The 17735-nt window shown below is 45.9% G+C and carries 14 protein-coding genes; 3 read left to right on the top strand and 11 right to left on the bottom strand.

The features are described 5' to 3' along the window. Position 1: 1 nt before the first annotated feature. From AC5ZC7_RS03755 to AC5ZC7_RS03715, 9 genes are all read right to left on the bottom strand, one after another. Positions 2-1066, bottom strand: a complete 1065-nt coding sequence (locus AC5ZC7_RS03755; RefSeq protein ID WP_496162049.1) for a M20/M25/M40 family metallo-hydrolase — start codon at positions 1064-1066, stop codon at positions 2-4. Between the two features lie 3 nt (positions 1067-1069). Then, positions 1070-1858, bottom strand: coding sequence for an acetylglutamate kinase (gene argB, locus AC5ZC7_RS03750; RefSeq protein WP_496162050.1), 789 nt, complete (start codon positions 1856-1858; stop codon positions 1070-1072). A gap of 2 nt (positions 1859-1860) precedes the next feature. After that, positions 1861-2811: an N-acetylornithine carbamoyltransferase gene (locus tag AC5ZC7_RS03745; RefSeq protein WP_477074767.1), complete on the bottom strand. Its 951-nt coding sequence runs from the start codon at positions 2809-2811 to the stop codon at positions 1861-1863. Between the two features lie 73 nt (positions 2812-2884). Further along, positions 2885-4012: an aminotransferase class III-fold pyridoxal phosphate-dependent enzyme gene (locus tag AC5ZC7_RS03740; protein ID WP_496162051.1), complete on the bottom strand. Its 1128-nt coding sequence runs from the start codon at positions 4010-4012 to the stop codon at positions 2885-2887. Between the two features lie 32 nt (positions 4013-4044). Further along, a complete protein-coding gene (argC, locus tag AC5ZC7_RS03735; protein ID WP_496162052.1) occupies positions 4045-5025 on the bottom strand; it encodes an N-acetyl-gamma-glutamyl-phosphate reductase in 981 nt (326 codons plus the stop codon). Between the two features lie 87 nt (positions 5026-5112). After that, positions 5113-5472, bottom strand: a complete 360-nt coding sequence (locus AC5ZC7_RS03730; protein WP_496162053.1) for a four helix bundle protein — start codon at positions 5470-5472, stop codon at positions 5113-5115. Between the two features lie 82 nt (positions 5473-5554). Further along, positions 5555-6757, bottom strand: coding sequence for an argininosuccinate synthase (gene argG, locus AC5ZC7_RS03725; protein ID WP_496162054.1), 1203 nt, complete (start codon positions 6755-6757; stop codon positions 5555-5557). A 50-nt stretch (positions 6758-6807) separates the two neighbouring features. Beyond that, positions 6808-7581, bottom strand: coding sequence for a GNAT family N-acetyltransferase (locus AC5ZC7_RS03720; RefSeq protein WP_496162055.1), 774 nt, complete (start codon positions 7579-7581; stop codon positions 6808-6810). 496 nt (positions 7582-8077) lie between these two features. After that, entirely contained in the window at positions 8078-10150 is a 2073-nt protein-coding gene (locus AC5ZC7_RS03715; protein WP_496162056.1) for an alpha-L-fucosidase, read from the bottom strand. Positions 10151-10420: 270 nt separating this feature from the next. Here AC5ZC7_RS03715 and AC5ZC7_RS03710 point away from each other — a divergent pair, with 270 nt between their 5' ends. After that, on the top strand, positions 10421-11815 hold the full coding sequence (locus AC5ZC7_RS03710; protein WP_496162057.1) for a Gfo/Idh/MocA family oxidoreductase: 1395 nt from the start codon (positions 10421-10423) through the stop codon (positions 11813-11815). A 131-nt stretch (positions 11816-11946) separates the two neighbouring features. On the opposite strand, the gene galK is transcribed toward AC5ZC7_RS03710, so the two are convergent. Beyond that, positions 11947-13113, bottom strand: coding sequence for a galactokinase (gene galK / locus AC5ZC7_RS03705; protein ID WP_496162058.1), 1167 nt, complete (start codon positions 13111-13113; stop codon positions 11947-11949). Positions 13114-13278: 165 nt separating this feature from the next. Beyond that, the gene (locus AC5ZC7_RS03700) at positions 13279-14607 is read right to left on the bottom strand and encodes a glucose/galactose MFS transporter (RefSeq protein WP_496162059.1); all 1329 of its coding nucleotides are present in this window, start codon (positions 14605-14607) and stop codon (positions 13279-13281) included. Between the two features lie 196 nt (positions 14608-14803). On the opposite strand from AC5ZC7_RS03700, the gene AC5ZC7_RS03695 reads away from it, so the two are divergent. After that, on the top strand, positions 14804-16720 hold the full coding sequence (locus AC5ZC7_RS03695; RefSeq protein WP_496162060.1) for an MFS transporter: 1917 nt from the start codon (positions 14804-14806) through the stop codon (positions 16718-16720). Beyond that, positions 16692-17657: an ROK family protein gene (locus AC5ZC7_RS03690; RefSeq protein WP_496162061.1), complete on the top strand. Its 966-nt coding sequence runs from the start codon at positions 16692-16694 to the stop codon at positions 17655-17657. Before AC5ZC7_RS03695 ends, AC5ZC7_RS03690 begins: the two co-directional genes overlap by 29 nt. The last annotated feature ends 78 nt before the right edge of the window (positions 17658-17735 follow it).

Here is a 17735-nt window from a genome sequence, read left to right as displayed (position 1 = left end):
ATTACTGTATCATTTCGAGTAACTGAATATAACTATTGATGCCATCCCTGATTTCATGCAGGTGAATATATTCATCTGCAGTATGAGAACGGGCAGAATCACCAGGTCCCATTTTCACAGACGTAGCAGGAATCAACGCCTGATCAGATGTGGTGGGCGAGCCATAGCAGGTTTTACCTACACTCACGCCGGCCAGTACAAACGGATGATCCATCGGAATAAAGGAAGGCCGCATACGCATAGACCTTGGCTTCACTTCGCAGGATACATTTGCCCGGATAATTTCCAGCAATTCTTCCAATGTATATTGATCGGTAGCCCGCACGTCTACTACAAAAGAGCAGTCGGCCGGTACTACGTTGTGTGCTTTGTTAGTGGTATTGATCACGGTAACACTCATTTTCACAGGTCCCAGTGTTTCAGATACTTTCGGGAAACGGAAGTCTTTGAACCAGTTCAGGTCAGGCAATGCTTTGTACAAAGCATTCTCTCCTTCTTCCCTGGCAGCATGTCCGGCCTTACCCACGCTGTTGCAGTCCAGTACCATCAATCCTTTTTCTGCGATGGCCAGCTGCGTTAAAGTAGGCTCTCCCACAATCGCGAATTCAATGGCGGGCAACTTGTCTAAAATACTTTCCACGCCATTGGGACCGCTGATTTCCTCTTCCGCGGTAGCGGTGAGAATGATATTATAACTGAGGTCATCGCGGTGATAAAAATGCAGGAACGTAGCGATCAAACTCACCAGGCAACCTCCGGCATCGTTGCTTCCCAGGCCATACAGCTTACCATCTTCCACATCCGGGCTAAAAGGATCGCGGGTATATTGTGGATTAGGTTTTACGGTATCATGGTGGGAATTCAGCAGTATATTACGCCTGGAGGGATCGTAATGTTTATTCTTCGCCCAGATATTGTTGAGATGCCGCTCATGCGGAATATCCATGGCCGTCAGGAAATCGCTGATCAGTTGCGCGGTGCCGTCTTCTTCGCGGCTTAACGATGGGGTGGCGATCATTTGCTTCAGCAACGCCACGGCCACATCATATAGTTTTTCGTTCCACATAGGTTAGCATATTAGGGTACCTGCTACGGTGGTGGTGGTATTACTCAACACATCGTCTGCATGTCCTATCAATACTTCTTTTACGCCGTTATCAATGGCGCCGAAAGCGTTTTGCAGCTTAGGCAATATGCCGTCTGTCAATATTTTTTCTGCCAGCAATTGCTGGTAAATGTCTTTGTTGATCAAATTAATCACGGCATCATCATCTGCCGGATCGCGCAATACGCCTTTTTTCTCAAAGCAGTAGATCAGTCGAACGCTGTAGGCAGCAGACAGCGCGATAGCTAATGAAGAGGCAATCGTATCTGCATTGGTATTCAGGATTTGTCCGTTGCCATCATGTGTCAGCGGCGCAAATACCGGGGTAATACCTGCTTCCAGCAAGGATTGTAATGGGGCTACGTTTAACTTCTCCGTATATACGTCGCCTACAAAACCGTAGTCGATTTCTTTTACCGGTCTTTTCACGGCGGGAATGATATTAGCATCTGCACCCGTTAAGCCGATGGCGTTGCAGCCATTGGCCTGCAACCGGGCTACCAGCTGTTTGTTCACCAGGCCACCGTATACCATCGTTACTACGTCGATGGTAGCCGCGTCGGTGATACGTCTGCCATCTACATATTTGGATTCAATCCCCAGCTTATCGCCGATACGGGTAGCGATTTTACCACCACCATGTATCAGGATTTTTTTGCCGGGTATTGCTGCAAACTTTTCGAGAAAGGTTTGCAGCAATACCGGGTTATCTATAACGTTTCCGCCTACTTTAATGATAAATAAATCGATCATAATTATCCTTTCAGTATTTCACTCAAAACAGCCTGTGCAGCCCATACGCGGTTACCGGCTTCCTGGATCACGATAGATTGTGGTCCATCCAGCACTTCATCTGCAATCACTACATTCCTTCTAACCGGCAGGCAGTGCATTACTTTTGCGGAATTGGTGAGCTTCAGTTTTTCGTTGGTAAATGTCCAGGATGGATCTGAGCAGGTAATTTTACCGTAGTCTTTGTAAGACGACCAGTTTTTTACATACACAAAGTCCGCGTCCTTCAGGGCTTTATCCTGATCGTATTCGATGGTGGCATTACCGGAAAATTGCTCATCCAGTTCATATCCTTCCGGATGTGTAATCACAAAGTCTACTTCTCCCCATGCATTCATCCACTGTGCAAAAGAGTTAGGTACTGCCTGTGGCAATGCTTTCACGTGTGGCGCCCAGGTCATTACCACTTTAGGTTTACGGGCTTCGTGCCAGTGTTCCTTAATGGTAATTACATCCGTTAAACTCTGCAAAGGGTGCAGGGTAGCGCTTTCGAGGCTTACTACCGGCACACCGGCATACTTAATGAACTGATTAATGTACTTCTCTGTATAATCTTCTTCTTTATTCTTTAAACCCGGAAAAGTGCGGATAGCCAGGATATCGAAGTATTGTCCCATTACCCCTGCCGCTTCTTTTACGTGTTCGGTGGTGTTGCCATTCATGACTACACCATCATTCATTTCCAGCGCCCAGCCTTCCTTATCAATGTTAAAAACGATCGGCTCCATACCCAGGTTTTTAGCAGCTACCTGTGTACTTAACCGTGTTCGCAAACTGGGGTTCAGGAATATCATTCCCACTGTTTTATTCTTTCCTAATTCCTGGTCCCTGAAAGGATCTTTCTTGTAGTTCAACGCAATGTCCACTAACCGCGGGACACTGGGAACATCTGCTGTAGAAATAAATTGTTTCATTTCGCTTATAGGCTTTAAACAGATAGTGGAAAGATATAAAGGCACACTATCTGCCAATCATGGTTGTTAATCTTTATTTTTTCAATTCTTTTCCAAATGCTTCGAGGAACTGATCCGCATGTTCCTGAGTCAATGCCAGGGAAGGCAACAGCCTGATCACATTTGGCTTTGCTTCTCCGGTAAAGATCTTATATGTATGCAAGAGCTCTTTTCTTACATGTGCCAGCTCTTCCGGCAGTTCAATACCAATCATTAAACCACGGCCTCTTACTTCTTTTACTTTGTCAAAGGTCCGCAGTTGTTCCATGAGATAGTTACCTATAGAAGCGGCATTGCTGATCAGGTTTTCGGCCTGGATGGTTTCCAGTACTGCCAATGCAGCCGCACAAGCCAGGTGATTACCACCGAAAGTGGTACCCAGCATACCATAGGCAGGCTGAATTTTAGGAGCAATGATAATGGCGCCTATCGGGAAACCATTACCCATGCCTTTGGCCATGCTATAGATATCGGCATTTACGCCGGCAAAATCGTGAGAGTAGAATTTACCACTTCTGCCATAACCACATTGTACAGCGTCTGCAATGAATACAGCGTTATGGGTATCACACAATGTGCGGATTTTCCGGAGGAAAGATTCGCTGGCTACATTGATGCCACCTACACCCTGTATCCCTTCAATGATCACAGAAGATACTTCATGCTGCTGGAAAGCCTGCTCCAATGCGGCTTCATCTTCCCATGGTAAAAACACGATGTTATCTGTTTCATTCACCGGTGCTACAATTTTCGGATTATCTGTAGCCGCTACTGCCAGTGAAGTTCTGCCGTGGAAAGCTTTCTTAAAAGCAATTACTTTCTTTTTACCATTGTAAAAAGAAGCCAGCTTCAGCGCATTTTCATTGGCTTCCGCACCGGAGTTACATAAAAACAGCTGGTAGTCTTCTTTGCCTGACACCTTACCCAGCAAAGTAGCCAGTTCTTCCTGTAAAGGCATCTTTACAGAGTTGGAGTAGAAACCCACTTTATGCAACTGATCTGTGAGGCGTTTTACATAATGAGGATGCGTATGACCGATAGAGATCACAGCATGCCCGCCATAAAGATCCAGGTATTGTGTGCCGTGGTTGTCCCAAACATGGGAGCCGAGGGCTTTTTCTATAATGATATCGTTAAGAGGATATACGTCGAACAATTTCATGTTGGCCAATAATTGAAAAATGATAAAAACAATTAGAACACGATGGACTTCAGTTTCAGTCCTGCCGTTTCATCCAGTCCGCACATCAGGTTCATGTTCTGCACTGCCTGACCGGAGGCGCCTTTCAACAGGTTGTCTTCAATGGAATGGATCACCAGTTTATTACCGGTTTTTTCCAGTTGAATTAAACACTTGTTGGTGTTGACTACCTGTTTCAGGTCTATCTGTTTATCGCTGACATGGGTAAACGGATGACCGGCATAAAAGTCTTTATACAGCTTCACAGCTTCTTCGAGTGATAAGTCGGTTTGCAGGTAGGAGGTCACCCAGATTCCTCTTGGGAAATCGCCCCGTACCGGTACAAAGTTCACGTCTTCACTGAAGCCCGGCTGCAACAGCTGAAGGCTTCGTCGTATTTCCTTAAGGTGCTGATGATTCAGCACTTTATAGGTAGAAATGTTATTGGCTCTCCAGGTGAAGTGGGAAGTAGCCTGCAGGCTTTGTCCTGCGCCGGTGGATCCGGTGATACCGGTGGTATGTACTTCTTTCAGCAAACCAGCTTTCGCCAGTGGCAGCAGTCCCAGTTGAATACCAGTAGCAAAGCAGCCGGGGTTAGCGATGTTTTGCGCTGATTTAATCAGGTCGCGCTGCATCTCTGGTAAGCCATATACAAAAGTGCGGTCTTTTACGGTTTCGCCTAAACGAAAATCCTGGCTCAGGTCAATTACTTTCACATGCGACGCTACATCTGTAGCTTCCAGGAACTTCTTAGATTCTCCATGCCCGAGGCACAGGAACATTACATCAATATCGTTGCTCAGTTCCCCGGTAAACAGCTGTTCTGTTTCACCCAGTAAATCTGCATGCACCGCGTATAATGGGTTGCCCGCATTACTACGACTATGTACAAACGAAATAGTAACATCCGGGTGATTCAACAGCAGGCGTATCATTTCACCGCCTGTATAACCGGCACCTCCTATTATAGCTGCTTTGATTTTTGATGGTTTCATTTATGATTTGATTACGCTAAAAAAGCTGAAAGCATAAAGCATAAAGCTATTGTAGCGAATGATTATGCTTTTTTCTACTTTTCTAACTCATGATATTCTTAAAGCTTTGATAAAGGCTATTAACATTGCCTTTACCTCGTTTATCTTTTTATTGAGATCAATATAAACTGGCTCCTCCAAAAATTTCAAATCAAAAGCCAGGAGCGCACAATATTCTACTTCATGTACCGAACCTAACGCATGGTCTAAAAATCTCGCAAAATCCATTTCAGTTGCTCTGCCACATCCTTCTACAATATTCAGCGGCACACTGTAGGCGGCTCTCTTCATCTGGCTTACCAACGCAAACATTTCATCCTTCGGCAATTGTGTAACCACATCCCTATAAACAAATGTTGTCATCACATGTGCCTTTCTCCAGACCTCCAATTTTTTGTAATCTCTCATATAATCCTTGTTGAAACATAAAAAAATGTCTTAAAACCGGACTATACTAAAATCACAATCTCCAACACAATAGCTTTTTGCTTTATGCTTTCTGCTTTATGCTCTCCTTTACCTGATGCCAGATCATTGTCTGGTTACCAAAGATTTTGCTAAAGCCTCTTACGTCTTCTCCGCTCCAGCCACTGTTCATTTCGCCATATTTGCCGAATTTGCTGCTCATCAGATCGTAAGGGGAGCTGATACCGGTTACCTGGAAACGGTAAGGCATCAGTGTTACAAATACTTCACCAGAAACGTTTTCCTGGGTATTTTGCAGGAAGGCTTCGATGTCGCGCATTACCGGGTCCATGATCTGACCTTCGTGCATATAGTTACCGTAGAACTGCGCCAGTTGGTCTTTCCAGCTCAGCTGCCATTTTGTTAACACGTGTTTCTCCAGCGCGTGGTGCGCTTTGATGATCACCATCGGTGCTGCTGCTTCAAAACCTACGCGGCCTTTGATACCGATAATGGTATCGCCTACGTGGATATCGCGGCCAATAGCGAATGGACCAGCAATGGTTTGCAGATATTGTATGGCTTCAGAAGGGTGACCGAATTTTTTATCGTTTACGCCTGTCAGCTCGCCTTTTTCAAAAGTTAATTTCACCTGCTCTTCGCCTTCTTTCGTCAGCTGGGTTGGCCAGGCTGCTTCTGGTAACATACCGTTGGAAGTAAGGGTTTCTTTACCACCTACGGAAGTTCCCCACATACCTTTATTAATAGAGTACATGGCTTTTTCGAAATTCACTTCCACACCTTTTGATTTCAGGTAGGAAATTTCTTCTTCACGGCTCAGTCTCATATCACGGATGGGAGTAATGATTTCCACACCTGGAATCATGATATGAAATACCATGTCGAAACGCACCTGGTCGTTACCGGCACCGGTGCTACCGTGTGCTACTGCGTCTGCGCCAACTTCTTTCACATATTCTGCGATGGCCAGTGCCTGGCTCATGCGCTCTGCACTCACGCTCAGCGGGTAGGTATTATTCTTCAGTACATTACCGAAGATGAGATATTTGATGACGCCATCATAATAAGAACGTATTGCATTAACAGTTCTGTGACTTTTAACGCCCAGGTTGTAAGCGCGCTTTTCTATTTCCTGCAGCTCTTCTTCTGAAAAACCACCAGTGTTCACGATCACTGAATGCACTTCATATCCTTTTTCTTCAGTCAGATATTTAACGCAATAGGAAGTATCAAGTCCTCCGCTAAATCCCAGTACAACTTTTTTCATTATGACATCTTTTTTTATAATTCCAGTAACAATATTGAGAGATCCTGTTTTCAGAACAGGAAGAATTTCTTTTTAGATCCGGTAGCGCCACCTTCTTTTTTGCTCTTCAGCAAAACAAATCTTTTAAAACGCAACCATCGCTCATACAACTTTATGTTTCCTTTAAATCTCCGGCGACGTCTTTCGTGGTGCATGTCGCCGCTGGCGGTCACATGCAGCTGAGGCTGTTTTACGGCGGCCGCTGCTTTTTCAGCCATCGCTCTTTCTTCTGCTTCCTTCAGCTTCTCTTCCGGGTTGTACAGCATGGCGGTACACAAACAGTTTTTCCTGTTTTTGGCGGTGAGAATGTCGAAGTTAACGCAGCTTCTGCAGCCTTTCCAGAACTCGTCATCATCGGTGAGTTCTGAATAGGTAACGGGTTCATAGCCCAGTTCGGAGTTGATTTTCATCACCGCCAAACCCGTGGTTAAACCAAAGATTTTGGAATCAGGGTATTTCTCCCGGGAGAGTTCGAATATTCTTTTCTTAATCGATTTAGCGACGCCATGACCTCTGAAAGCGGGATTCACAATGAGTCCGGAATTGGCTACAAACTTGTCGTGGCCCCAGGCTTCTATATAGCAAAAGCCTACCCAGTCGCCCTTGTCTGTAACCGCAATTACGGCTTTACCTTCCTGCATTTTCAGCTCTACATAGGCAGGGGAACGCTTGGCAATACCGGTTCCTCTTGCTTTTGCAGACGATTCCATCTCATCAGTGATGGTATTTGAATAGTGGATATCGTCAGGAGTGGCTACCCTAACGATGATATGTTGATTTTCCAACTTTTTAAATTGAAATCGTGAATCAATAAACTAACTTGAAATTCCATTACTGGAAAGGCTCACCGGAGGATTGGGGAATCACGGTGCGATAGCGGTTATATGAGAATAAGCGCTATCAAATTCTAGGTCGTCGGGAAAGAAATCTAAAGACATTGAACCCAACAGAATATACCCCTTTGTTTAAAGCGGGATGATATGCAGAAATGTTGGTATGAGTTGCGGTTTTTTCCAACTTCAGTTCAGCGTTAAATTGTTATAAATATTGTCTTTAGTTTAGAATATCCGCAAAGTTATAACAATATCTTTTTAAATGGTCGAATTTTTTTTCGTAAGGACACAATTTTAACAAAGGCTGACATTGGGTTGGCCGGGATGGGGCCTGTTGACCGGCACAAGGGGGTTATATATTATTATTTTTCACATTGATTATAAAAAGATTAGCGGAGACAAGAGCCGTCAATCCGACACTTATCTCCGCTTATCAGGTCATTTTTCCTTACCGGGTGATGACACCCAGCTCAGCAATTCCTGCCTGCAAATCTGACTCACTTGCCGGGCTTACCGCCACAAACCGGATAAACCGGGCTTTGGTTACCTTGAAAGGAACGGACTGTAACACCGGGTTATTCTTAATATTGGCAAACTGACCGCTGGCTGCCGGGTTCCCCCAGTTTTTGCCGTCGGCACTGGTATAAAACGCATAACCATATACCACGCCTTTAGCGCCATCTCCCGCAGGGGGTAGATAAGTAAATCCTTTGAGAGACAGGGTCTCGCCCAGGTCTACCTGCAATTCGTGCGGATATTTCGAAGCATCTGTACTATATATGGTACTGGCATCTCCATCTATTGCGCTGGCTGCGGCCTCGCCGGCACCACCATCCGCCTGTTGCACGGTCCATTTGGCCGGCGCCACATCAAAGGAAGCTTTCACCATTTCACTGCTGCTGCCGTCTTTTCCGAAGGCTTTGGCTTTCACCACACCACCGCGGGGCAACACTACCGCCACTACCTGTTCCTTTTGGGCAACCGGGTATTTAGGTGACTTTTGTGTAGGGGTGGTACCATCCAGGGTATAGTGAATGTTCACATCTGCAGATGCACAGGTAATGGCTACGTTTCCATCTTTACCCCGTACTATCTGCGGCGTAGCCAGCAGCTCCGGCGCTTTGTATAACTGTACCTCACTGATCACCGGCGCCGCTTTGGCATCCAGGATATTAATCCGCACCTGTGTGGTAGTATAATCCGGCAAACGTAAAATACGTTTGTGACCAATGGTCGTTTCTTTCGCTATTTCCTTCCACTGTCCATTTTCCAGGATCTCAACGGAGAAGTTTTGTACCCGCTGTCCCAGCGCAATGTACTCCTGTAACACCACACGGTTAAAGGTGATGGCCTTCTGATAAGTCAGCGTGATGGCAGTCGATTTCGCCTCATCAGTAGTAGCCCAGTAAGTAGCATTGGTACCATCCGTCAGGTGCGCCACTTTCACGGCGGCATTATTACTGCGTGTATTCGTTGCCGTTACTACCGCCTTTTTAGCGAGGTTATCTTTAAAAGAAGCGTCCAGCACCTTCCGCAGCTCCATCAAACGGGTGGAATCATTGGGGTGAATCACGCCGTCTTTATCTACCGGCACATTCAGGATCAGGTTGCCATTGCGGCCTACAGAACCATAATAAATATCTAATAAATGAGACACCGATTTTACTTTATCATCGGTTTCCGGGCTATAGAACCATCCCGGACGAATAGATACATCACACTCCGCTGGAATCCATTGTTCGCCATCCTCATTACCTTCGTTGAGCGATTTGGTAGGCGGGCCACCTGCACCGGGTGTAAATCCTTTTACATTCAGCGTACTCCAGTTAGTAGTACCGGCAATCCCGTTTTCATTACCTACCCAGCGGCAACCAGGACCCACGTCACTGAAAATAACCGCGTTGGGTTGATGTTTATATACTACACCACGAAACAGGTTCCAGTCGTACGGCTGCTTGATATTACCGCCATTGGCGCCATCAAACCACTGTTCAAATACAGGTCCGTAATTAGATAACACCTCTGTGAGCGTATTCGCAAATACCTGGTTGTAAGTTTCAGTTCCATATTCAGGATGGTTACGGTCCCAAGGCGACAAATACACGCCGAATTTCAGGCCGTACTCTTTACACGCTTCCGATAATTCTTTCAGGATATCCCCTTTACCATTTTTCCAGGCGCTTTCGCGCACGGTGTGGGTGCTGTACTTACTGGGCCAGAGGCAGAAGCCATCGTGGTGTTTGGCAGTGAGTACAATCCCTTTCATACCGGCCAGTTTAGCCGTACGTGCCCATTGACGGGCATCTACATGCGTAGGATTAAACACTTTCGGATCTTCATCGCCATGTCCCCATTCTTTGTTAGTGAAAGTATTAGGACCAAAGTGAATGAACATATAATATTCCAGGTCATTCCAGGCTACCTGTGCTTTGGATGGTAATGCGCCATAGGGTTTGATATCCTGCGCCATCGCCATATTAAAACCCAGCAGCCCAGCCAGGAGTAATGTGCTTTTCTTCATTGCCGGAAATAAAAATTTTATGAATTACAGATGCTAGCGAAGATAGAGCAGATAATTGTACTGAATCAATCTCAAATTCACTATTATTAATTCTAAATTGACTTTGCCGGAAACCGCAGTGGCAACTTTAGAAGAAGAACTTGACAGTTTCTTCACCGTTTATCACAAAAATGTAAGAATATTCCCCATAGGGTTGGTTTAGATAAATCAATTTTTATAAATTTAGTGCCTCCTTACCGTATAACAGTGTACGCTAATAAACTTTGAACAATGAATAAACAACCACTGCATCGCAGAAGTTTCCTGAAAAACACAGTAGCAGCTGGCGTAGGTATTTCTATGCTGGGCTCTTCTGCCAAATTATTTGCCAACGAGAAGAAGCCGAAAGTAAGAATTGGTGTAATTGGCGTAGGTGCCCGCGGACTGGGCCACCTGAATTTCTTCCTTCACCGCGAAGATGCTGAAGTAATCGCTTTCGCTGATCCCGACACGGCTTTCACTGTACCTAAAGCTAAAGCAATGATTGAAAAAGCTTATGGTACAAAGAAGAAAGTAGCGGAATATACCAACGGTCCGGAAGATTTCCGTAACCTCCTGAAACGTGATGATATTGATGCGGTGGTAATTGCTACGCCATGGGAATGGCATACCATCATGGCCGTTGCTGCTATGAAAGCCGGTAAAACACCTGCTGTAGAAGTATGTGGCGCCTCTGATATCCAGGAATGCTGGGAACTGGTTAACACCAGCGAACAAACAGGCATCCCGGTATTTGGTATGGAAAACGTATGCTACCGCAGAGACGTGATGGCCGTATTAAACATGGTGCGCCAGGGTTTATTCGGTGAATTAACGCACCTGCAGGGCGGCTACCAGCACGACTTACGCGGTGTTAAATTCAACAACGGTAAACAATACTATGGTGGTGGTGTGGAATTTGGCGAAAAAGGACTGTCTGAAGCCAAATGGAGAACTGCGCACTCGGTACACCGCAACGCTGACCTCTACCCTTCTCATGGTCTGGGTCCTATCAACAACATGATCAACATCAACCGCGGTAACCGTTTGCTGTCGCTCACTTCCGTGGCGACCAAATCCCGTGGCCTGCACAAATATATCGTTGACAACGGCGGCGAAAGCCATCCAAATGCCAAAGTAGAATTCAAACTGGGTGATATCGTGTCTACCCTGATCAGAACCAACAATGGCGAAACCATCATGCTGTCGCACGATACCAACTCTCCACGCCCTTACTCCCTGAACTTCCGCGTTCAAGGTACGAATGGCCTCTGGATGGACGACCAGAAATCTATTTACGTAGAAAAGAAAAGTAAATTCGACGAATGGGAACCCACCGGCGATCCAAAAGATGCCAGCAGTTACTTCGGCAAATATGACCACCCACTGTGGAAAAAATATGCCAACGACGCTGCAGGCGCTGGTCACGGCGGTATGGACTGGTTTGTACTCAACTCCTTCCTGGAGTGTGTAAAACGCAATGCACCATATCCATTGGACGTATACGACATGGCTACCTGGTATGCGATCACACCACTCAGCGAACAATCTGTAGCAGAAAGCGGCAGCGTACAATTCATTCCGGACTTCACCCGTGGTCGCTGGATGAACAGAACACCGATCTTTGCACTGGATGATCAGTACTAACAGAGAGCTGAAAGCATAAAGCGGAAAGCAAAAAGCTATAAAAACGAATGACCAGAGCAAAGGAATAATATCCGCTCTGGTCATTCGCTTTTATAGCTTTTTGCTTTCCGCTTTATGCTTTCAGCTCTCTGTTACGCGTTTTGCGTTACTTTCTTTTCCTGCACAGACACGCCGTCTTCAATAGTAGTTACGTATACTTCCGGCTCCTTACCATATTGATCCTGGTAACGTGATTTGATAAAGGCTACATAATCAGCTACCTTCTCTGCTTTTACCAGGTTGATGGTACAGCCACCAAAACCACCACCCATTACACGGGCACCAGCCACTTCTTCCCGCTCACGGGCCAGTGATACCAGGAAATCCAGTTCAGGGCAACTCACTTCATAGAGTTTGCTCAGCCCTTCGTGTGTAGCATACATCAGCTCTCCGAACTGTTGCAGGTTACCTTGTTTGAGCAGTGCCGTAGCATCCTGTACGCGTTGAATTTCCGCGATCACATATGCACAACGGTCGTATACTTTCGGAGCAACCTGGTTCCGCACTTCTTCCAGCATGGCCATAGTCGCATCCCGCAGCGATTTCACCGCCGGATGATTTACCTGGATTGCCTTTACCCCTTCCTCGCATTGCTGGCGACGTACATTATATTCAGAAGACGCCAGGGAGTGGTGTACCATGGAATTGCACAGCACCACTTTGTAGTCGGGGAAGTTGAAGGGGAAATATTCAAACGCGAGACTGCGGCAGTCCAGGCGCATTACCTGGTCTTTTTTACCGTGCAGGTTCGCAAACTGGTCCATGATACCACATTTCACACCAGGGAAGGTATGTTCCGCCTTTTGGCCAATGAGTGCCATCTCCATCCGGTTTAGCCCATAGCCCATCAGGTGATCCAGGGCCGCTACCAGTCCGCCTTCCACTGCAGCAGAAGAAGACATCCCCGCTCCTACCGGGATATCGCCCGATACCACGCAGTCAAAACCTTCTACAACGAAACCCCGCTCCTGCAGCTGGTTTACCACACCCATCAGGTAATTGATCCATCCTGGCGTAGGCTTCACACTGTCCAGCGAAAAGGAAACGGTTTCATTAGTGAAAACAGCATGTGCATTACATTGCTGTGTGTTGTTGAGCGCAATAGCGTACACGATTTTTTTATCAATGGCTGCCGGTAACACAAAACCGTCATTATAATCGGTATGCTCGCCAATCAAATTGATTCTGCCGGGGGAAACGACCATCAGTGGCTCTTTCTCAAATAAGTGGATAAACTGCTCCCTGGTTTTTTGTATCATTAAAAGAAAATTAAACGTAAAATTTACACCTAAAAATATAAAAATGATTTGGAAAAGCAAAAAGCCGAAGGCAAAAAGCATAAAGCTATTAAAGCGAATGACCGGAGCAACTATTTTACTAGTTTCGCTCCGGTCATTCGCTTTAATAGCTTTATGCTTTCGGCTTTATGCTTTCGGTTTTCCTATCTTATCACCTACCAGTGCATAAAACAGGATATACAGGTAGCAGGGTACCATACAATACAGGAATGCATGTCTGAAGTCGATGCTGGCGCTGTACAGGAAATTAAACATACTGTGTTCATTAAACATACCAGCATATACCTGTGGCAGTACACCACCGCCCACAATACCCATTACCAGTAAGGCAGAGCCTATCTTGGTAAAACGGCCCAGGCCATCAATTGCCATCGGGAAAATAGCAGGCCACATCAGGGCGTTTGCCAGACCCAGTAAAGCGATGAAGGTTACGGCAGAAGCACCGGTATTAAAATAAGCGGCTACGGTAAATAACACACCCAATACAGCAGAAATCTGTAGTCCTTTTTTACCGCTGAGGTATTTAGGAATAGTGGCAATACCTATTACATACCCTACCAGCATGGCTACCAGGGTGAAAGAGGTAAAGTATTTACTGTCGTCCACGCTCATACCCAGGGAGGTACCATATTGACCAATCACGTCTCCTGCCATTACTTCCACACCCACATATACGAAGATACAGAGTACACCCAGCACCAGCTGAGGGAACTGGAATACACTTGTTTTACCAGAGGTAGCTGCTGCCGTGGTAGCATCTTCCGCATTGGTATCTATTTCGGGTAAAGAAGAACGTTTCAGGAGGAATGCCAGTACCGTTAATACAATGGCAATTACCAGGTAAGGCCCGATTACGCGGGAAGCCAGGCTATCCAGCAAGGCATTTTTCTGTGTGGCATCCACTGCGGCAGCAATATCTGCCTCCAGCTTTTCCGCTCCTTTTAATACAATAGAGCTGAGAATCAATGGCGCCAGTGCACCGGCACTTTTGTTACAGATACCCAGGATACTGATACGCTTGGCGGCACTCTCTTTAGGCCCAATGATACTGGCGTATGGATTGGATGCTGTTTGCAGCAATGCCAGTCCGGCGCCCTGTACAAATAAACCAGTCAGGAAGATACCAAAGCTGCGCGCGTTGGCGGCAGGAATAAAGATCAGGGAACCAACAGCTATGATCAGGAGTCCTAAAGCCATCCCGTTCTTGAATCCTGTTTTATTCAGGATAAAAGAAGAAGGAATTGCCAGGAAAAAATAGGCCATGAAAAAGGCCATGGTTACCAGCAGTGCCTGGGCTACGTTCAGTTCACACACAATTCTGAAAAACTGGATCAAGGTTCCATTGAGCCAGGTAACAAAGCCGAATACGAAGAACAACATGCCTATAATAGCCATTGACTGAGCATATCCCGCCTGCTTGGGAGGTAAGTTCATTGTTACTGTTTGGTTGGACATAAGCTGTCTGAATTATTTTTTTTGATAAGCACGAACATAATTAAACTTCTGCTATATTTCGTGTATATTTCGCAAATATTTTTGCTAAAACGTTTTACCTAATTACCAAATGCAAGAATAATTTTACTTTTTAAAAAATTTTAAAAAATTCTTTATACATTTATCCGGCAAAATTTCACTGTAACTTAACACGTTTATGACTCAGCAATCAAAACAAAACGCGCAAAGTACTCATCCATCGTTCTTTGTGCTCATTCTGGTTTTCTTTTTCTGGGGATTTCTGGCTGCGTCCAACAGTATCTTTATCCCTTTCTGTAAATCGCATTTTAACCTTACCCAGCTGGAGTCTCAGCTGATAGACTTCTCGTTCTACAGCGCCTACTTTATAGGCTCGCTGATTTTGTACCTGGCATCTGTTGCGAGGAAAGTAGATATACTTAACAAGATCGGTTATAAGAAGGGTATTATTTACGGTTTATTAATTTCCGTACTCGGATCTGTTATTATGATCCCCTGCGTGAATAAGGAAAAGATTGTTCCGATTAAGGAAACCGTTGCCGACATCAGTAGTTTCCAGGTAGAACAACAACTGCAAACTTCCGACAGACAGGTAAAAATCCGTCGTGAGAAAGAGGCAGATACTTATTCCCTGCTGATCAGCGATAATGCTGCCGCGGAAAAGTATACCACCCATCCTCAGTTAACGGCTGCCGTTTCCGGCGCTTTCACCAAAGACGCAGAGCACCATCAATATGCTGCTACCTTCACCAAAGCTAACCTGGACAAGGTGCTCACCGTGTTGGATACAGACTTTAAACAAACAGTTACTTTCGGATATTTTGCCCTGATCCTGATGGCATTATTTATTGTTGCCTTAGGATTTTCCCTGCAGCAAACTGCTGCCAATCCATTTGCTATTTTATTAGGTGACCCTGCCAAAGGCGCACACCGTCTGAACCTGGCAGGTGGTATCAACTCCTTCGGTACTACCATCGGTCCTATTATCGTGAGCATGCTGCTGTTCGGTAATATTAAAGGTGGCGATGTAAGCACCGACATCAGCAAAATCAATACTTTATACTTCTTATTAATTGCCCTGTTCCTGATTGCGGCGGCTATTTTTGCTTTTGTGAAGATGCCCGAAAGCCAGGACACTGAAGCATTTGAATCTTCTCCCAAAGCTACCAAATCGTTACTGGGTATCACTTTCATGTTTGTCCTGATCCTCATGGGCCTGGTCCTGAAATTTGAACTGCCTATGTTTATTGCCGGTATCATTGGTATTGTGGGCATTCTCTTCTACTCTAAAACAGTATCTGCCGGCAACAGCGAAGGCTGGGGCGCGATGAAATATCCACAGCTGATCCTCGGTATGCTGGCCATCTTCATCTATGTAGGCGTGGAAGTATCTGTTGCCAGTAACCTCGGCGCATTACTGAAACATCCCGGCTTCCTGACCGCAAAAGGTTTGGCAGAATCAGAACTGGATCCTTATGTTTCCCTGTTCTGGGGTAGTATGATGATTGGCCGCTGGACAGGTGCTATCAGCGTTTTCAATGTATCTAAATCCGTACGTAACATACTTTGTGTGGTAGTTCCTTTTGTGGCATACGGCGTTATTCTTGGCGCTAACAGCATTAAAGGGAACGACATCTCCGTGTTATATCCTTATGCTATCTGTATAGTGGTGCAGATCATAGGTTTCTTCGCCGGCCAGGATAAACCTGCTAAAACCCTGATGGTCTTCGGTCTGCTGGGTGTTACTTCTATCCTGATCGGATTATTCTCTACCGGCCAGCTGGCTACCTTCGCATTCATCAGTGCTGGTTTATACTGCTCTGTAATGTGGCCTAGCATTTTCGCATTATCTATCGCCGGTCTGGGCAAATACACTGGTCAGGGATCTGCCTTCCTGATCATGATGATCCTCGGTGGATCGCTCATTCCTCCTGTACAAGGTGGTCTGGCAGATATTCCAAGCATTGGTATTCACGCCTCTTATGTTATTCCGGCGTTGTGCTTTGCTTATCTCGCGTTCTTCGCATTTAGAGTTAAAACCATTTTAAAATCTCAAGGAATTGATTATGAGTCAGCAGTTAGCGGTGGGCATTGATATTGGAGGCACTAACACCAAATTCGGTATTGTAGATCGCAGAGGCAATATTTTATGTGATGGTCGTATGTTGACCAACCAACATGAAGATGTAGATGGCTTTCTCGATGAATTACACGGACATATGTCTGCCCTTATTGAACAGGCAGGCGGTATCGAAAACATAAAAGGTATTGGCGTAGGCGCCCCCAACGGCAACTACTATACCGGTAATATTGAATATGCGCCTAACCTGCGCTGGAAAGGGGTAGTACCTTTAGCCAGCCTGCTGGAGCAGAAATTTGGCTTGCCCACTGTACTCACCAATGATGCCAACGCGGCCGCACTGGGAGAACTGATCTATGGCGCTGCCAGGGGAATGAAAGACTTTATCGTGATCACCCTGGGTACAGGCGTAGGTAGCGGTATCGTTGCCAACGGACAACTGATTTACGGTCACGACGGTTTTGCCGGTGAACTTGGTCACTGTATCGTGATCCCTGAAGGCCGCTACCATTCCGGCACCGGCGCGCACGGTTCGCTGGAAGCTTATGCTTCCGCTACCGGTGTTACCAACACAGCCCTGGAATTCCTGGCCACCCGCCCGGATACCGACAGCCTGATGAGGGAACATACCAAAGAAGAGATCAATTCCAAACTCATCTACGAAGCTGCTATGAAAGGCGATCCGCTGGCGATGGAAGTTTATGAGTTCACCGGTAAAATACTCGGTGCCGCCCTCGCCAATTTCGTGATGTTCTCCAGCCCGGAAGCCATTGTGCTGTTTGGCGGCTTAACAAAAGCCGGAGACCTTATCATGAAACCCGTGCGGGAGCATATGGAAAAGAACCTGCTTCCCATTTTCCAGAATAAAGTTAAATTGCTGTTCTCAGAACTGAAGGAAAGCGATGCAGCCATCCTGGGCGCCAGCGCACTGGCATGGGAAATGAAGGACTGAACGGCGGTTAGCTTTTAGCCATTAGCTTTTAGTAATTGCAGCGATGATCATCTTGTATTACTAAGGGCTGAAAGCCAG

Source organism: Chitinophaga sp. 9-1-y (assembly GCF_059511905.2).
The sequence above is the reverse complement of the archived record's forward strand: the minus strand, read 5'-3'. Positions and strand labels throughout refer to the sequence as shown.

Excerpts from the sequence above, each read along its gene's own strand:
- AC5ZC7_RS03755 (WP_496162049.1), bottom strand. The coding sequence starts at position 1,066 with ATGTGGAACGAAAAACTATATGATGTGGCCGTGGCGTTGCTGAAGCAA.
- argB (WP_496162050.1), bottom strand. The coding sequence starts at position 1,858 with ATGATCGATTTATTTATCATTAAAGTAGGCGGAAACGTTATAGATAAC.
- AC5ZC7_RS03745 (WP_477074767.1), bottom strand. The coding sequence starts at position 2,811 with ATGAAACAATTTATTTCTACAGCAGATGTTCCCAGTGTCCCGCGGTTA.
- AC5ZC7_RS03740 (WP_496162051.1), bottom strand. The coding sequence starts at position 4,012 with ATGAAATTGTTCGACGTATATCCTCTTAACGATATCATTATAGAAAAA.
- argC (WP_496162052.1), bottom strand. The coding sequence starts at position 5,025 with ATGAAACCATCAAAAATCAAAGCAGCTATAATAGGAGGTGCCGGTTAT.
- AC5ZC7_RS03730 (WP_496162053.1), bottom strand. The coding sequence starts at position 5,472 with ATGAGAGATTACAAAAAATTGGAGGTCTGGAGAAAGGCACATGTGATG.
- argG (WP_496162054.1), bottom strand. The coding sequence starts at position 6,757 with ATGAAAAAAGTTGTACTGGGATTTAGCGGAGGACTTGATACTTCCTAT.
- AC5ZC7_RS03715 (WP_496162056.1), bottom strand. The coding sequence starts at position 10,150 with ATGAAGAAAAGCACATTACTCCTGGCTGGGCTGCTGGGTTTTAATATG.
- AC5ZC7_RS03710 (WP_496162057.1), top strand. The coding sequence starts at position 10,421 with ATGAATAAACAACCACTGCATCGCAGAAGTTTCCTGAAAAACACAGTA.
- galK (WP_496162058.1), bottom strand. The coding sequence starts at position 13,113 with ATGATACAAAAAACCAGGGAGCAGTTTATCCACTTATTTGAGAAAGAG.
- AC5ZC7_RS03700 (WP_496162059.1), bottom strand. The coding sequence starts at position 14,607 with ATGTCCAACCAAACAGTAACAATGAACTTACCTCCCAAGCAGGCGGGA.
- AC5ZC7_RS03695 (WP_496162060.1), top strand. The coding sequence starts at position 14,804 with ATGACTCAGCAATCAAAACAAAACGCGCAAAGTACTCATCCATCGTTC.
- AC5ZC7_RS03690 (WP_496162061.1), top strand. The coding sequence starts at position 16,692 with ATGAGTCAGCAGTTAGCGGTGGGCATTGATATTGGAGGCACTAACACC.